General features: G+C 69.3%; 6 protein-coding genes and 1 pseudogene. 5 read left to right on the plus strand and 2 right to left on the minus strand.

Translation table 11 applies throughout. The features are described 5' to 3' along the window. From BFF77_RS37170 to BFF77_RS25530, 3 genes and pseudogenes are all read left to right on the plus strand, one after another. Positions 1-919, plus strand: a pseudogene (locus tag BFF77_RS37170) (replication initiator); the annotation flags it as partial. Between the two features lie 172 nt (positions 920-1,091). Beyond that, on the plus strand, positions 1,092-1,283 hold the full coding sequence (locus tag BFF77_RS25525) for a helix-turn-helix domain-containing protein (protein WP_066953948.1): 192 nt from the start codon (positions 1,092-1,094) through the stop codon (positions 1,281-1,283). After that, entirely contained in the window at positions 1,283-2,527 is a 1,245-nt protein-coding gene (locus BFF77_RS25530) for a tyrosine-type recombinase/integrase (RefSeq protein WP_066953951.1), read from the plus strand. Before BFF77_RS25525 ends, BFF77_RS25530 begins: the two co-directional genes overlap by 1 nt. Before the next feature lie 165 nt (positions 2,528-2,692). On the opposite strand, the gene BFF77_RS35305 is transcribed toward BFF77_RS25530, so the two are convergent. Then, positions 2,693-3,112: a hypothetical protein gene (locus tag BFF77_RS35305; RefSeq protein ID WP_141698525.1), complete on the minus strand. Its 420-nt coding sequence runs from the start codon at positions 3,110-3,112 to the stop codon at positions 2,693-2,695. Between the two features lie 2 nt (positions 3,113-3,114). Continuing rightward, positions 3,115-11,217 (minus strand): ricin-type beta-trefoil lectin domain protein, encoded by an 8,103-nt coding sequence (locus tag BFF77_RS25535; protein WP_066953954.1) that lies wholly within the window; start codon positions 11,215-11,217, stop codon positions 3,115-3,117. Positions 11,218-11,694: 477 nt separating this feature from the next. On the opposite strand from BFF77_RS25535, the gene BFF77_RS25540 reads away from it, so the two are divergent. Both BFF77_RS25540 and BFF77_RS25545 read left to right on the plus strand, forming a co-directional pair. Continuing rightward, a complete protein-coding gene (locus tag BFF77_RS25540; protein ID WP_066953957.1) occupies positions 11,695-15,225 on the plus strand; it encodes a DNRLRE domain-containing protein in 3,531 nt (1,176 codons plus the stop codon). A gap of 212 nt (positions 15,226-15,437) precedes the next feature. After that, the gene (locus BFF77_RS25545; protein ID WP_066953959.1) at positions 15,438-16,337 is read left to right on the plus strand and encodes a helix-turn-helix domain-containing protein; all 900 of its coding nucleotides are present in this window, start codon (positions 15,438-15,440) and stop codon (positions 16,335-16,337) included. The last annotated feature ends 102 nt before the right edge of the window (positions 16,338-16,439 follow it).

Below are 16,439 nucleotides of genomic sequence, written 5' to 3' on the forward strand. Positions count from 1 at the left end.
CCGCTTCACCACCCACCTGCGGCGGGAGATAGCGAAGGCGGCGGGGCTGACGCAGCGGGACCTGCGCCACCACGCCACGCTCTCCTACGCCAAGGTCGCCGAGTACCAAAAACGCGGCCAGGTCCACTTCCACGCCGTCATCCGCCTCGACGGACCCACCGGCCCCACCAGCACCCCGCCCGCCTGGGCCTCCACCCAACTCCTCGACCACGCCGTCCGCGCCGCCGCCACACGCACCCGCGTCCACCACGAAGGCGAACCGCCGAAACAACCACAGCCCGCCGGACACGTCCCCGCGTCCCAGCCCCACGACTCACATCGGGCAGGGCGGTTGGTGTTCCGCTTCGGGCGGCAGATCGACGTCCGCGCGATCCGCGGCACCGACTTCACCGGAGACGGCCCGGTCACCGACCGGCACGTCGCCGGCTACATCGCCAAGTACGCCACCAAGGGGGCCGAGACCACCACCGGCACCCTCGACCGCCGCCTCCGCTTCCTCGCCGAACTCGCCACCCACGCCATCACTGACCACGCCCGCCGCATGATCCACACCGCCTGGCGCCTCGCCACCCGTTCCGAGCACGCCCACCTCCGCCTGCGGCAATGGGCCCACATGCTCGGCTTCCGAGGCCACTTCTCCACCCGCACCCGCCACTACTCCACCACCCTCACCCACCTCCGCGCCGAACGCACCGCCTGGCGAACCAGCCGACCCGACACCCACCCCCCAGCCCCGGCGTCGGCCGAGACGCAGACCGGCCAGACGGGCGGCAGTCCGGTCGGTGACCGCGCCGAACACCCCACCGACCTGGCCGCCGGTCACCGTAACGGTCACGGCAACATCGCAGGTCAGCGTGTGGACTCGGATACCACGCTGGTCATCTCCCACTGGCAGTACGCCGGAACCGGACTCCTGCCCGAACTCGAACACCTCGCCAACCTCCTGACCGCAAAACGACAAACCCGCCCCGAACAACCGACCGAACCCGACGCTCAAAGCGCTCCGGTGACCGCGCTGACCGCTCCGCCGGTCACCCGGTCGGTCACTCCACTGACCGACTGGCCAGTGCCGTCCGGGCGGAGGCCCTCGCGTGACCGCCAGCACCGAACTCCTCACCGTCCCCCAGGTCATGGAACGCCTCCAACTCGGCCGCACCGCCGTCTACGACCTCATCCGCACCCGACAACTCCCCTCCCTCACCCTCGGCCGCGCCCGACGCATCCCCACCCACGCCCTCACCGACTTCATCCGCACCCACCTCGACCAGGAAGCCGCCGACTGATGACCACACCCCGCGACACCTCCGGCTCCCGCCGCACCCGCGCCAACGGCGACGGAACCGTCTACCAGCGCAAGGACCGCCGCTGGGAAGCCGCCGGATACGTCCTCACCCCCGGCAACACCCGTCGCCGCGTCCGCGTCTACGGCAACTCGCGCACGGAGGCACTGGTCAAACTGACCGAGAAAATCGCCGCCAGCAACCGCGGCGTCCCCGCCGTCACCGCGCAGGGCAGCCTGTCGGCCTTTCTGACGTACTGGCTGGAGAACGTCGCCGTCCACCACCTCCGCGAGACCACCCATACCCGCTATATCGCCGTCGTCGAGCAGTACCTCATACCGGGCCTGGGCAGGAAGAAGCTCACCAAGCTCACCGCCAAAGACGTCCGTACCTGGCTCAACCAGCTCCGCACCACCTGCCAGTGCTGCACGCGCCACCTCGACGCGGCCCGCGACGAGCCCCGCTGCTGCGTCGCCGGTCAGTGCTGCTTCAAGCTGCTCTCTCCACTGACGCTCACCTACATCCACTCCGTACTCAAGTCCGCCTTGGAACACGCGGTGCGGGAGGAGGAGATCCCGCGCAACGTCGCCCGCAACGTCCGCACCGGCACGCCCCGGCCCCGACGCTTCGAACCCCTCACCACCGACGAAGCCCGCCGACTCCTCACCACGGCCCAGGATCATCGGCTGCACACGCTGTTCGAACTCGCCCTCCACACCGGACTCCGCAAGGGCGAACTCCTCGGCCTGCGCTGGGAAGACCTCGACCTCGACGCGGGCACCGTCGCCATCCGCCGCACACTCCAGCGCACCAGCGCAGGCGGCCTCACCACGCTACCCACCAAGACCCGGGCCTCCGAACGACGCATCGCCCTCCCCACCCGCTGCATCCAGTCGCTAAAGCGCCACCACGAACAGCAGCAGCGTGAGCGCGAGGCAGCAGGCACCGCGTGGCAGCACAACGGGCACGTCTTCACCACAGCGCAGGGCGGACCGATCGACCCGACCAACCTCACCCGCGCCTTCACCACGCTCCTCGGCAAGGCCGGCCTTCGCCACATCCGCTTCCACGACCTCCGGCACTCGACTGCGACCCTTCTACTGGAACAGGGCGTCGAACTCGTCGTGATCAAGGAACTCCTCGGCCACGCCCACATCGGCGTCACCGCCACCGTCTACGCCCACGTACGCCTCCGCCTCCAGCGCGACGCCATCGATCTCCTCGACCGCGCCCTTGACCACCCCTGACACCCGTACGGCAACGGCGGCGGACGCCACCTGGTGTCCGCCGCCGTTGCCGTCAACTACTGCCGTCACGGCGCTCTGAAGCTCCACCAAAGCACACCCGATAGAGTCTCATATTTGCGACAGGATAGACCATGCCGGGGAAGTACGCCCAGACACGCTACCGGATCAAGCCTCGCAGTCAGCTTTGGCGCGAGCGAGGATAGCAGTAGCCTCACGAACGGCACCGATGAGCGCGCGCTTCTCCTGGTTGACTTGCGATATCTTCCCGCCCGCCAACCCGTATGCCCTTTCATAATTGACCCAGGATTCATAAGCGATTCGTAGCCCCTCCGAACTGGCCCGACCAACAGCAAACTTCTGGCCAAGCGTCAGAGGGGGTTCACGATGCCCCATCCACAACTCAATTCCGGCTTTGGTGGAAACGAACTCCGCGACAACCTCGATCACGTCGTTGCCGATCATGTTGCTACCCATCATCTGAACAGCAAGATTGATCGCCGTTGAAGCCGTGGGGCCTCGCAACTGCTCGGGTGCTTCCCAGTTCGGCGGCTGGCCCTTGAGTGACTCCCAACCATCAGCTGCCATAACTAGAGCCTCCTCTGCGGGTGGGAAGAATTGAGTAGCCAACCGGCGATATTCTGAGAGTCATTGGCCGGCACGTCCACTCCACCAGCCCTCAAGATTCTCGCGCAATAGGTCACGCAGTTGTTTGTATCGTTGTCGTGTGGACCGAGATTGACATCCTCCATAGCATATTGAGCCCGCTGCGCATTCCTTGCGTTGGGAAGCGGGACCCTGACAACAATCGTGCCGGGCGAGTGGGGCCGAGCGCGAACACCAGGAACCGAATTCGAGCCTGGCTGCGAACCCGCCTCGGTGTGCATCGTCGTGTCTCCATGCGTAACCGAGATGGACGCATGCCCCTCGACGTCGTCGAAGTAAACATCCGCATACCCATCATTGCAGTTGTGAACGAGTACCGGCGTAGCCCCCGCCAGCACATAGTACGTGTGCAGGTCGCTGACGGTGAGGTTGTGGACGGTGGCTTTCTGGGTCGTCCAGCGCTTGAGCGCGGTGATCTGGACGTGGGTGCCGGCGCTGGTGCGGAGCCATTGGCCCGGCCTCAGGGCGGTGGCATCGACCCACTCGTGCAGTTCGGGGACCCAGAAGGGGTGGCCCTCGGTCGCGATGACCTCGGCGGTCTTCGGGCCGGCCTTGCCGTCGGTGTCGATGGTCACCTTGACCAGGTGCTTGACACCCTCGCCCTTGATCTCGGCGGTGACCGTCTCCACCCGGGTCTCGCCCGTTTCCGGGTCGGTGGCCATGACCTTGTCGCCGAGCCTGACGTCCTTGATCGGCTTGGTGGAACCGTCGGCCATCAGGACGCGGGTGTCCGGCGTAAAGCTGTTGGTCTCGGTCTCGCAGCTGCCACCCGAGCCGGACCCGCCGTCGGACCCGCCGCCGGAGTCGTCACGGCCCGAACCGCCGCGCGAGCCGCCCGACTTGGACTCCGCCCGGCCTCCGCCGGACGAGCCCTTGGACTGGGCGGCCTTGCGGGCCTGGACCTGGGGCGCGTTGCCTCTGGCGCCCTTCGAGCCGGTATGGCTCTTCCGCTTCGCCGCCTCGGCCGCGGCCTTGGCCGCCTCCCTCGCCTTGCGTTTCGCCTCGGCAGCCGCCGCCTCCGCGGCCTTCTTCGCCTTGATCAGCGCCGTCTTCGCGGCCCTCGCCGCCTTCAGTCCGGCCTCGGCGACGGCCTTCGCCGTGCGCCATGCCTTGACCGCGCCCATCGTGGCCTCGAAGGCCCGCCACATCTTCTTGCCCTTGGAGAAGACGCTGGTCCAGGGGATGGCGTCCATGAGCAGGCTGCCGCAGGCCCACAGGTCGCCCTGGGAGAAGCAGCCCACCACGTCGTTCCAGCCGACGAACTCCTTGAACACCGCCCAGCCGGTCGACAGGATCACATCGCCTATCGAGACGGAGAGGGTCCGCTGGTACTCGGCGATCTGTGCCTCGAGCGCCGCGATGGAGGCGTCGAAGCTGGAGGCCGTCGAGGTCAGACCGCTGGGGTCGGCATGGGTGACCGGGTTGTTGTTGGCGTACGAGTAGCCGTTGGCCTGGAGCGGATCGCTCTCGTCCAGCACCGGGTCCGCGGAGATGAACCTGCCCGTGGCCGGGTCGTACTCCCGCGCCCCGAGGTGCACCAGGCCGGCCGCCGCGTCGTCGTCACCGGTGGCGAAGGCCGTGCGCGAGCGCTGCGAGAGGTTCGGGGCGCGGTCGTCACCCCACGGGTCCTTCTTGGTGATGTGCACGGCCTGGCCGCCGTCCAGACGGACCTCGGCCAGCGGCGTGCCGTTGTGGTCGACCGCCGCGGCGAACATGTACTCGCTGGTGCCGCCCGTGGAGTTCGCACCGCGGTAACGCGTCACCGTCGGGGCACCACCGTGCCCGTAGGTACGCTCGGCGGAGCGGACCTTGCCCGCGGCGGTCAGGGCGACGGTGGTGTCGGGCAGGTGCAGCACCGCCCCGGCGCCCGAGCGCTCCAGCAGACGGTTGCCCAGGGCGTCGTACACATACGTCGTCCTGGAAGCCGGCTTCCACATCTGGCCGGGCGCAGCCGAGTTGCAGGTCGCGAGTACCAGGTCGGTGCCGACGGTGGTGGTCGGGGCGGCCATGCACAGCCCGCTGTTGTGTTTGAGCTGACCGGTGCTCAGGGACTCCCAGCGCTGCGCGGCCGAGGCGGTGTCGCACTCCCTGATCTGGACGGCCGCGCCGGCCGTGGTGCCGTTCGGCTGAGCGCAGCGGCCGGCGACGACGAGCTGTCCGACGGAGGCGTTCTCGGCCGTGCCGTCATTGTCGGTGTCGGTGGCCTGGAGGCGGAAGTTCTGCGCCTTGGTGCTGTTGCACACCCATATCTGGAGGGGGGTGCCGGCGGTGGTGAGCGAGTCCGCGAGGTCGAGGCACATGTCGGCCGCGCCGGTCCAGGCTCCGGAGCCGTCGGGGCCGAAGCCGGTGACGGACTCGGCCTGGCCGTCCCAGGTCCAGGTCAGGCTCTGGCCCGCGTCGCCGCCCGAGGTACGGCTCTCCAGATTGCCCGCGGTGTCATAGGTCTGTGTGGAGCGGGACTTGACGGTGGGCCCGGCCGTCGCGGTGGAGGTGGTGGTGTAGGAGGTCAGGGTGTGCGGCTGGTCGTTCTTGGCGGTGTCGCTGGTGCCGTAGGCGTAGTCGGTGACGACATCGCCCTTGGTGTCCCGTACCCCTGAGGTGAACGTCGGGTCGGCCTTGTGGGCCGTCTTCTTCTCGCGGTTGCCCAGGACGTCGTAGGTGTACGACTGCCAGTAGCCGTCACTGTTGGAGGAGACGTTGACGGTCCCGTCGGAATACACCGGCTCGGCCGTGCTCTTGCCCGGGGCGGTGCAGGACTTGCCGCCGGGCGTCGTCCATGCCTGCGTGAGCTGTCCGAGCGTGTCGTACGTGAAGCACTGCTGGTCGGTGGCGGCTTCGCCGATCTTGTCGCCGATGGACAGGATGTTGCCCGAAGGGTCGTAGGCGTAGGAGCGCCTGCTCACGCCGGTTCCGGTGACAACGGTCTTGTCGGTGGCGTTCTCCCGGACGAGGGCGCTGGTCAGCAGCTCACCGGTCGACTCGTTGAAGGTGTTGTCCTGCCACACCCGGTGGCCCTGCTCGCCCACGGTGGAGCGCAGCACCTGCCCGTAGGGCGAGTAGGAGGTCTCGCCGACGTACCAGTCGTGGCCGGAGACGGTGACCGGGAGCCCGGCCTCGTTGTAGCGGGTGATCACGGACTCGGCGCTCAGGCCGCCCACCGCCGGAGTGGTGTACGACTCCGGCTGGCCGTCCGAGTTGTAGGTGTAGTTGTAGGTGTACTGGGTGGCGAAGCCGTCGGCGGTGGTGCCCGTGGTCGGGCCGTCCGGCAGCTTCAGGGTCATCGCCGTGGGCTGGTAGTCGGCGGTGTAGCCGCCGATGGAGGTGGTGTAGGCCTTGCCGTCGGTGTAGCGGGTGGCGGAGGCGAGCTGGCCCTTGCCGCCGGACGCGGAGTCGTACACGTACGACTGGACGGCGGTGCCGGAGGTGCCGCCCTTCGGGGTGACCTTGACCTCGGCCACACGGTTGAAGCGGTCGTAGCTGTAGGAGAGGGTCTGCCCGCGGGCGTCGGTCGCCTTGTCCACACGCCCGTACGCGTCGTACGCGGTGTGGGTGGCCCCGGTGTCGGGGTCGGTGGTGTCGGTGACCCGGCCCAGGGAGTCGTAGTCCCGGGTGCGGGTATGGCCGGCCTCGTCGGTGGTGGTGACCAGGTCGCCTCGGGTGTCGTAGGAGTAGCGGGTGCTGATCTCACCGGCGGCGCTCAGAGCCGTGTCGCTGAAGGTGTCCTGGCGCACGGTGCGGCCCAGCGCGTCGGTCCACACCCGCGAGGCGGGCGTGCCCTTCGGCTGGCGGACGACGGTGTGGTCGAGGCCGTACTCGTAGCGGGTGCGGCGGTCCGCGCTCGGCACCGCCTTCCCGTTGTCGGTGTACGTCTCGCCCGTCTGCGGAAAGGAGCGGTGGACGGGAGTGACGGTGAGTACGCGGCCCAGGCCGTCGTAGGTGTAGTCGGTGGCGTTGGGGACGAGCGACTGGGAGGCGGGGACCACCAGCGAGGTGTCGGGATCCCCCTCCATGTAGTAGGCGTTCCTGGTGGAGCGGACCTGCCCGGAGCCGTTGTGGAGGGTGTCGGTGATCAGCCGGCCGCCGCCCACCGCCGGGGTCTGGGACTGCCGCTCGCGGCCCAGACCGTCGTAGATCGTGGTGGAGGACTTGTAGGCGCCGTCCCCTGCCGAGGTCTTGTCGGGGTTGTCCGCGAGCGACTCGGTGACCACGGACACCGGCCGCCCGGGGTCGGTGTTGTAGGAGTAGCGCACGGTGGGGTCGTCGCTGGTGGGCTGAGTGGGATCCCAGGCGGCGGTGGTGCGCCCGAGTGGGTCGTACGTGTACGAGGCGACACGGCCGTTGGGGTCGGACGAGGTCAGGGTGGCCCCACGGCCGGGCTCGACGGTGGTGACGCTTCTGAAGCCGGTCTCCGCGCCGTCGACGACCTTGCTGCCCTGCACCGTCTCGATCTCGTAGACTTGACCCTCGGACGGCTTGTACGCGGTGGTGTTGCTCAGCCCCGTGGTGTCGGTCACCTTCTTGACACGGCCGTACGAGTCGTACGCGGTCTGCGACTCGGGGTGGGTGGTGTCCCAGGCGGTGCCGCCCCCCGTGGGCACCTCGGTCCTGGTCACCTGGCCCTTGGCGGGCGTCGCGGTGTGCGAGGCGGCGTCGTCGTAGTAGACGCGCGAGCCGGAGACCAGCGTCGAACCCGTCAAGGCCGACAGCTCGGCGGAGCAGGTGGCGGTACCGGTCGTGGTGACGGTCTGGTCGACCAGGCCGATGAGGTACTTGTCGGTGTTGTGCACGTACGAGGTGCGGGTGCACGACTCGTCGCCGGGGACCGCCGTGTCGCCGTACTCCCGGACCTCGGTCGGCAGACCGTAGGTGCCGTCGTAGTCGGTCTTCGTGGTCACCGTACGCAGCGTCGACGGGTCGTCGCCTGTGCCGGAGGACTTGGTGATGGTCTTGACGGTGTCGAGGGTGACACGTTCGGCGACCACGTCCGGGCCGTCGGTGCGGTCGCGGACGGCCAGGCGGACCGGGTCGTCGGGGATGTTGACGGTGCGTGATATCCAGCCGGTGGAGGTGGCGTCGCTTTCTCTGGTGTACGTCAGGGACTCGGCGACCATCCCCGCGTATGCCTGCCGGTCGGGCTTGATGTCCGCGCCGGTGATGTCGACGAGTGTGGAGGAGCGCTTCACGTCGTCGGAAGGATCGTTGGGCGTGCTGTCCGCGAGGACGTCGTCACTCATGCCTCGGAAGTAGCGCGTGACCGTCTTGGCGGCGACGCTGCCCGCGGTGTCCTCCGTCTTGCCGGAGACCGTGGTGATGACGGGATAGCCGCGCCACTGGTCCCAGGTACGGGTCTTGGGCCGGGAGAACTCCGCCTGGTTCTTTGCCCACAGCGCGCCGTCGACATCGTCGCCGAAGGTGTCGTACGAGTAGGTCGTCGTCACTTCCTCCGCGTCCGCGAGGCGCGGGAACTCCGTGATCTTCGCGACCACGTATTTGTGGAACCACGAGATCCGCTTGTCGGTCAGCTCACCGTCGGCATGCCAGTAGGCCGGATAGCAGAGCAGCTTGTTCTTGTCCGGATCGGGGAAGTCCCTACCGTTGGCGCAGGCGCCGCCGGGTGCCTTGTACTCGACGTGTGTGCGCCCGCCGTATTCGGAGACCACGTCCTGGACGCGCAGCCGGCTGAAGAGCGGCGAGGTGTCGCCCGAGCCCTGTTGGACGCGGTTGGGCAGCGGGTTGCTGTTGTGGCCGAAGGCGACGGGGTTGAGGCGCTGGGTGTCGCCGTCCACCGCGTACCCGGTGCGGGTGATGGACGACAGCCACAGCGCGGTGTACTCACCGGTCAGGTCCCAGGGGAACGACTGCCCGAGGTCCCAGGCGTCCACCTTCGAGAGCAGGGTCGTGGTGGCCGAGTCGTCCGCCAGGCCGCACGCGTGCCGGGAGCCCGACTCGTTGCCGTTGCCGTCCGAGGTGTACTCGGTGAGCCGCACCCCTTGTTCACGCTGGGCGCACGCGGTGACCTTGGCCAGGCGCTTGCGTGACCAGAAGGTCGGGGCGTACGTGGAGCACTTCTTGTCCGCCTTGCAGGCGAGGTCCGCGGGGGTGTCGAACCAGGGCCGGGTGAGGTGGGACTGCTTGGAGTCGAAGTTGCCGCTGGAGCACTTCCACTCCTTGTCGTCGTCGAAGCAGCGCTCGCCGGTGGTGAAGACCATGCGGCCCAGCGGCTCGGCGGAGAAGAGGGAGTTCGCGCGCTGCCCGTAGTCGATGCGGGTGAGATGGCCGGCCCGGTCGTAGGCGACCGCGGCGGCCTCCTTGTTGTTCCGGGCGTAGGCGTTGGTCTCCTTGTCCCACCACAGTGTCATCGCGTTGTCGGTCAGGTCGACGACGTAGTCGAGCTGGAAACGCCATCCCTGGTCGCAGAACGACTTCGCGAAGTCGGCGTTGTGGCAGGGGTCACTGCTGTGGTTGCCGGCGACCGGCACCGTCAGCACCGAGTCGGTCTCCTCCTTGCCCGACGACCAGCCCGGCAGTCGGTTGAGACCGAAGTAGTACTGCATGCCGTCGCTGGTGGTGACGCGCCAGAACTCGCCGTTGTCGTCACCGTTGCCCGAGGTGTGGGTGACACCGAGGATGCGCTTGTAGTCGTCGGAGTCGAGCAGTTCGACGCGTGTGTTGTCGCCGCGGGCGCTCTTCCACTCCTTGGTGGTGTCGTCGCGCACCAGCTCGGTGGTGGTGCCGTTGAGGGAGAGCGTGGCGTTGTAGCTTCCCCAGCACTGGTCCCCGGTGAAATGGCCCTTGTTGTTCGCGTCGGCGGTGTCGGCCGCGCAGCCCACGAAGGTGCGGGTGATCGAGCCGGGCTGGTAGTCCCAGCCTTCGCCGATCCAGGAGACCTGGTTGTTCGTGGCGGACGTGCGCCCGTCGGAGGACTGTGAGTTGTAGCTGAGGGTGACGTTCGGCGACGGACCCGCGGGAACCTGCGGCCCGGCCATCGTGTACGCGTAGGTGAAGGCGCCGGAGGAGCCGCCCGCGCTCCAGGATCCGGCGGAGACCAGTGGGGAGGCGGCGAAGTCGCCACCGGAGCCCGCCCCGTAGGAGGTGCCCACCATCAGCGCGCCGCCTCCGGAGCCGGCGACCTGCTGGACGCTCGTGGCCCCGTTCGTCCCGCGCCACACCGCGGACTTCGCCGACGAGCCCTTCCCGGTGCTCGCGGCGGTGCCCGCTCCGCCCGCCGAGCCGCTCGACACGGCTTGCAGAGCGGCGGTGTCCACGGTCAGGTCGAGGATGGTCTCCGGAATCTCGGCGGTGGTCTCGGAGTCACCGACCTCGTCGTCGGCGGGGTCCTCGCCGGGGTCGCCGCCGGGATCGGGCTCCGAGCCGGAGCCGTCGCCGTCGCCGCGCGGCACGGTCACCGTCCTACCGGTGCGCTTGACCTCGGTGGTCACGGGGACGCCCTGCGAGCACTCCTCCAGCTCAGGGGTGGTGGCGTAGCAGGAGGGCATGAGAGCGAAGGAGAGCCGGTCGAGCCACTGGGCGCTGTAGGTCTCGGCGAAGCGGGTGGCGTCGATGGAGACGACCGCGTCGCCGGTGGCGGTGTCGGGCGCGTCGACGGCGAGCATGAAGCCCTGCGCACCGGTGCTCACCGCCTCGGCCTCGGGCGAGACCGCGATGCTCCACTGGCCCTCCAGGGCATCGGCCTGCTCGGCGGTCGCGTCCTCGGGCGCGCCGACGCCGACGCTCACCGTGCCGTCGGCGGAGGCGGCGACCTGGGCCGTGCCGCCCGCGGTCAGGCCGGCGACCGCCTTGGTGCCGGACGCCGCCGGCACCTCGGCCACCGCGGCCGGGTCGTGCTCCTTGGCCGGCGTGGTCGAGGCATCACCGTGGAGTTGTTCGAGGTCGTCGGCCCGGGCCTCGTCGACGGGGACGGCGTCCGTCTTCTGCAACTCGTCGAGCTCGACCTCCGTACGGGTCCTGTTGTCGGGGCCGAACGCCACAGCGCCGGGCAGCAGCGTGGCGTTGAGGGCGAGGAGCACGGCCGCGACGACACCGGCCCGCGCTCTTCGGCGTATCAGGCGCTCTCCGGGCGACCTACGCGCCAGCGAACCTTTGCCGCACCACGACAACACCCCACGCACGGCCAATCGACCCTTCCCGAGTCACAAACCATCAGAAACGTTCAGACCGATGGCACATGGTGATCCACGACGGGATGAAACTGCGGCCTTGTGAAGATCCACGTCAAGGCGGAACAAGTTTGTGTTAGCCATGTCACTGTTCAAAATCCGACAAAGAGTTGCAAAGAAAACTTTGCACAGCCATCCCTGCCACCTCGCCTACTCCCCTGCTCCACAAAGGTGTTGATCTCATGAAGATCTCCTGCTCATACTTCATCCGCCCATCCGGTCCGGCGCGTCGCGCTCGCAAGGCTTGCCACAGGCCCAGGGGCGACTCCGAAGAGCCACGCCGCAGCGGCGCCCCCGCGACGCGGCCCATCGTGTTGGAGAAGGGCCTTGAGCGACCTCGACAGCGCCGCCGGATCAAGCGAGGCGGCCCCCGAAGCGATACCCCCCGGCAGACGGCGCGGCAGGCGTACCGTCGCCGCCGCACTGGCGTTGGCACTGCTCGCCGGCGGTTGTGCCGTCATGGCCCTGCGGGACGACCAGCCGTCCGGAACCCGTGCGGACGCCGAGTCCGGGAAGAACAGCGGACCGGTCGACGAGAACACCGCTCAGCGTCAGGCCCGTGAGAGCGGAAAGCGGACCGAAGTCGCCACGCTGACCGACGAGTTCTCCACCACGTACGCCAACCCCGACGGCACCTTCACCTATACGTCGTCCGTCGAGCCGGTACGGGCGAGGAACGCCAAGGGGAAGTGGGCGCCGATCGACACCTCGCTGCGGCGGATGAAGGGCGGCTGGTCGACCGTCAACAGCCCCTATCCCGTCACCTTCGCCGCGGGAGACCCCGGATACGCTCCGGCCGCCGAAGCCCGTGCGAACACCGGGAGTTCCTCCTCCACCGCGGTCCGCACGGCTTCGTACCGCACCGTCGACCGGGCGAGCACGTACCACGCCGCTGTGCCGACCGCCGAGCAGCCGGGCTCCTGGACCCCGCTGCTGTCGATGGACGCCGAGGGGCACGAGGTGAACGTCGAATGGCCCGGGGAACTGCCCCAGCCGGTGGTCGACGGCAACAGGGCCCTGTACGAGAGTGTGCTGCCCGATGTGGACCTGCTGCTGACCACACGGGACACCGGCTTCACGAACGTCCTGGTCGTCCACACGCCCGAGGCCGCCGCCGAGCTGGCCGGGACCCCGCCGCGCTACCGCGTCACCTCGCCCACGCTCTCCTTCTCCCTCGACCCCGCCACCGATGTCCTCAAGGGCAAGGACCGCGAGGCGAACGAGATCGTGGTCGCGCCCACGCCCTTCCTCTGGGACTCCGCGGGAACCCATGACACGGACGCCCCCGCCGCCGATCCGGAGGCCGCCACGGGCACCAACGAGGACCCCGAGGTCGTCGAGGAGAGCACCGCGCCCGGCGGCGGCACGCCGGCCGACGAGAACCCCGAGAACAGGCCCGATCACAACCCGGAGGTCCGGCCGGGCGCCGAACCCGCCGCCTACGCCGATCAGGCCGGCTCCGGCGAAACGCTCGCCCTGCCCGGCCTGAGCGGTCCCGGCGAGGGCGCGCGGGCCGCCACCGCCGCGGCCTCGCTGAGCGACGACGGCGTCCTGACGGTCATCCCGCCGAGCGGCTACCTCGACCGCGCCGAGGCCCCGGAATACCCCCTGTTCCTCGACCCCTCCATGGTCGGCACCAGGGCCAACTGGACCAGTGTCTACAAGAAGTACCCGAGCTCCAGCTTCTACGACGGCGCCAACTACAACGAGGACACCAAGGAAGCCCGTGTCGGCTTCGAGCGGGACACCTGGGGAACCTCCCGTTCCTTCTTCCGCTTCAAGCTCAGGCACTCCATCAAGAACGCGGACGTCTCCAGCGCCACCATGAAGGTCCTGGAGACCCACTCCTGGTCGTGCAGCAAGCGCACGATGCAGGTGTGGCGCACCGACCCCTTCTCCTCCGGTACCACCTGGAACAGACAGCCCGGCTGGAAGGAGAAGATCACCTCCAAGTCCTTCGCCTACGGCTGGAAGTCGGCCAGCTCCTGCCCCGACGCGTCTGTCAACTTCACGGTGACCTCGCTGGCCCAGGACGCCGCCGACGCGGGCTGGCTCTCCTTCAACGTGGGCCTGGTGGCGTCCACCTCGTCCTCCGCGCCGACCGCCTCCGCGACGGCCCTGGAGACGGACACATACTCCTGGAAGAAGTTCAGGGCCGAGGGCGACGGCTCCCCGACGGTGCTCATCACGTACAACCGCAAGCCCAGCACCCCGACGTCGGTCACCATGAGCCCCGGCTCCTGCGACACCAGCGCGAAACCGTACATCAGGGTCGGCAAGACCACGCCCAGCGCCACCGCCAGGGCCACCGACCCCGACGGTGTCCTCGTCGAGCTGGAGTTCGAGATCTGGCAGGACGAGAAATACGAAACCACCCACAGGAGCATCTTCAAGCCGGTCACCGACGGCCAACTCGCGTCGGCTCCCCTCACCGGCCTGGCCAACGGCCAGACCTACGCGTGGCGGGTACGGGCCAAGGACGGCAGCGCCAGCAGCGGCTGGGCACCCACCGGCGGCGACGGCAGGTGCCGCTTCACCTATGACACCGCCCTGCCCTCGTCCCCCGCCGCGCCCGTCTCGCAGGAATTCCCCGACGACAACGACAACGACGGCAACGGCGAGGTCTGGTCCAAAGTCGCCTTCGGCGAAACCGGGAAATTCACCTTCGCGATCGGTGACGTCAAGGACACCGACATCGTGAAGTTCGTCTACTCCATCAACTCCACCAACTACGCGAGCTACGTCTGCGCCAACGGCAAACAGGGCACCTCGGGTGGTCTCACCGTCTCCTGCTCCACGACCGTCACCTCGGTCACCGCCACCGGGGTCAAGCCCCCCTCGGCCGGTCCCAACATCCTGTACGTCAAAGCCGTGGACGCTGCGGGCAACATCTCCCCCGATCCCAGCAAGCACACCTTCTACGTCTCCCCGCGCCCCGGAGCCGACAGCCCCGGCGACCTGACCGGCGACGGGACCGCCGATATCGGCCACATCAACGCCGCCGGAAACTTCTGGGCCGACGCGGTGTCGATGAACGGCACGGTGCTCTCCAGCACCCAGGGCCTTCACAAGAGCGGCACGCCACTGCAGGAAAGCGGCACCGCCCCGCACATCTGGGACGGCGACAACAGCTACGCCCTGGTCACCCACAACGGCGACTTCGCTCCCGCCGACGGCGTCACCGACTGGGTGGTGCGCACCGCCGACAACCGGCTCTTCGTCTACCCCGGTGACGGCTACGGCGCCATCGATGTCACCCGCCGTGTCGAGGTGCGGCTGCCCGCCAACGCGCCCGCCCCCGCCACCTTCACCGAGATCAAGTCGGCGGGCGACATCACCGGCGACGGACAGCCCGAACTCTTCGTCGCCGGCGGCGACGGGGGTGACGACCTGTGGGTCTTCACCGGCTACAGCGGAGGTGCCTTCTCCACCGCCACCCAGATGACCACCGCCTCCTGGGGCGACCGGGACTTCGTGGCGATCGCCGACTACAACGGCGACGGCGCCGCCGACATGACCTTCCGCACCTCCACGGGCAACCTCACCCTGCGCAAGGGCATTCTCGACGCCGACGGGGTGGGCACGGTCCTCAACAGCCTGGGCCAGTCCGGCTCGAGCCTGGACGGCGACGACCCCTACGCCGTCGGGGCCATGCCGCCCGCCGACTTCCCCCTGATCTACGGCAGCCCCGACACCCCCGGAGACGGCAACCCGGACACCACCAGCGACGGCATCCCCGACATCTGGGCGACCAACAGCGCCGGTGCGCTGCTGCGGTACAAGGGCGGCGCCACCGCCCTCGGCGCCGCCACCACGGTGCGCGCCAGCGGCTGGAGCGCGGTGAAGCGGCTCGGCTGACAGCGGGCGGCCGACAGCCGGAACAACCGCTGGGGACAGTCGCTCGTGCGCCGTCCGCCTCAAGGGCGGGGCCCGCGCCCGGTCGCAGGGCGGGGCCCGCGCCCGGTGTGGGGCGGCTTGGCCGGCCGTCCCGTCGGGCGGGGGCGTATCCGTCGGTGCCTATCCCCGGCAGGGGAGGGCGGCGGCGATCCGGGCGGCCCATACTCGGATTCATGAACGGAAAATCGCAGCTCGGGGAGTTCCTCCGGACACGACGTTCCCAGCTGCGCCCCGACGAGGTCGGGATGCCCACCTACGGGGAGCGCCGCCGGGTACCGGGGCTTCGGCGTGAGGAGTTGGCGCTGCTGGCGGGGGTGAGCCCTTCCTACTACGCCCGGCTGGAACAGGGGCATTCGTTGAACGCCTCACCCGAGGTACTGGACGCGATCGCCCGGGCTCTGCGGCTGGATGAGTCCGAGCGCCTGCATCTGCACGACCTGACCCGGTCGGCCAAGCCCCGGGGCCGGGGCCGGCGGCCCGCGCCGGAGCGGGTCTCGGAGGCGGCCGGTCAGCTGCTGGACGCGCTCGCGGACGTCCCCGCGATCGTGATCGGCCGCCGCAGCGACGTACTGGCGTGGAACCGGCTCGGTCACGCGCTGTTCGCCGGGCACCTGGACCCCGGTGCCCCGGGCCTGGCGGCCCGGCGCCCCAACATGGCCAGGCTGGTGTTCCTCGACCCGCACGTCCGCGAGCTGTACACGCACTGGCCGGCCAAGGCCGGGGCGGTGGTGGGGAATCTGCGCCTGGTGGCGGGCCGGTGTCCGGAAGACTCCGCACTGCACGCGCTGGTGGGTGAACTGAGCGCGAAGAGCGAGGAGTTCGCGGCGATGTGGGCCGACCACCGCGTCAGGGCGTGCGACGTCGCCGACTACGAGATGCGGCACCCGCTGGTCGGAACACTGACCGTCACCCAGCAGACCTTGAGCCACGGCCCCGGCCCCGGCATCGTGGTCGCCACCACCGAGGCCGGCTCGCCCTCGCGCACCGCCCTGGCGCTGCTCGCCCAGGCCACCGCCCAGACCACGGCTCCGGCCGTCCCGTCGCGGGCGAAGGCCCGCGCCGGCACCGGCTGACCCCACCCGTACCGGGGCAGGCCCGAACCAACACACCACCGGCCGCTGCCTGCGGCCACCCTGCCCTGTCCCGCCCCGCGCGGCCCCGCCCTGCGACCGGGC

It is taken from the genome of Streptomyces lushanensis (genome assembly GCF_001700515.1).
Lineage (GTDB): Bacteria > Actinomycetota > Actinomycetes > Streptomycetales > Streptomycetaceae > Streptomyces > Streptomyces lushanensis.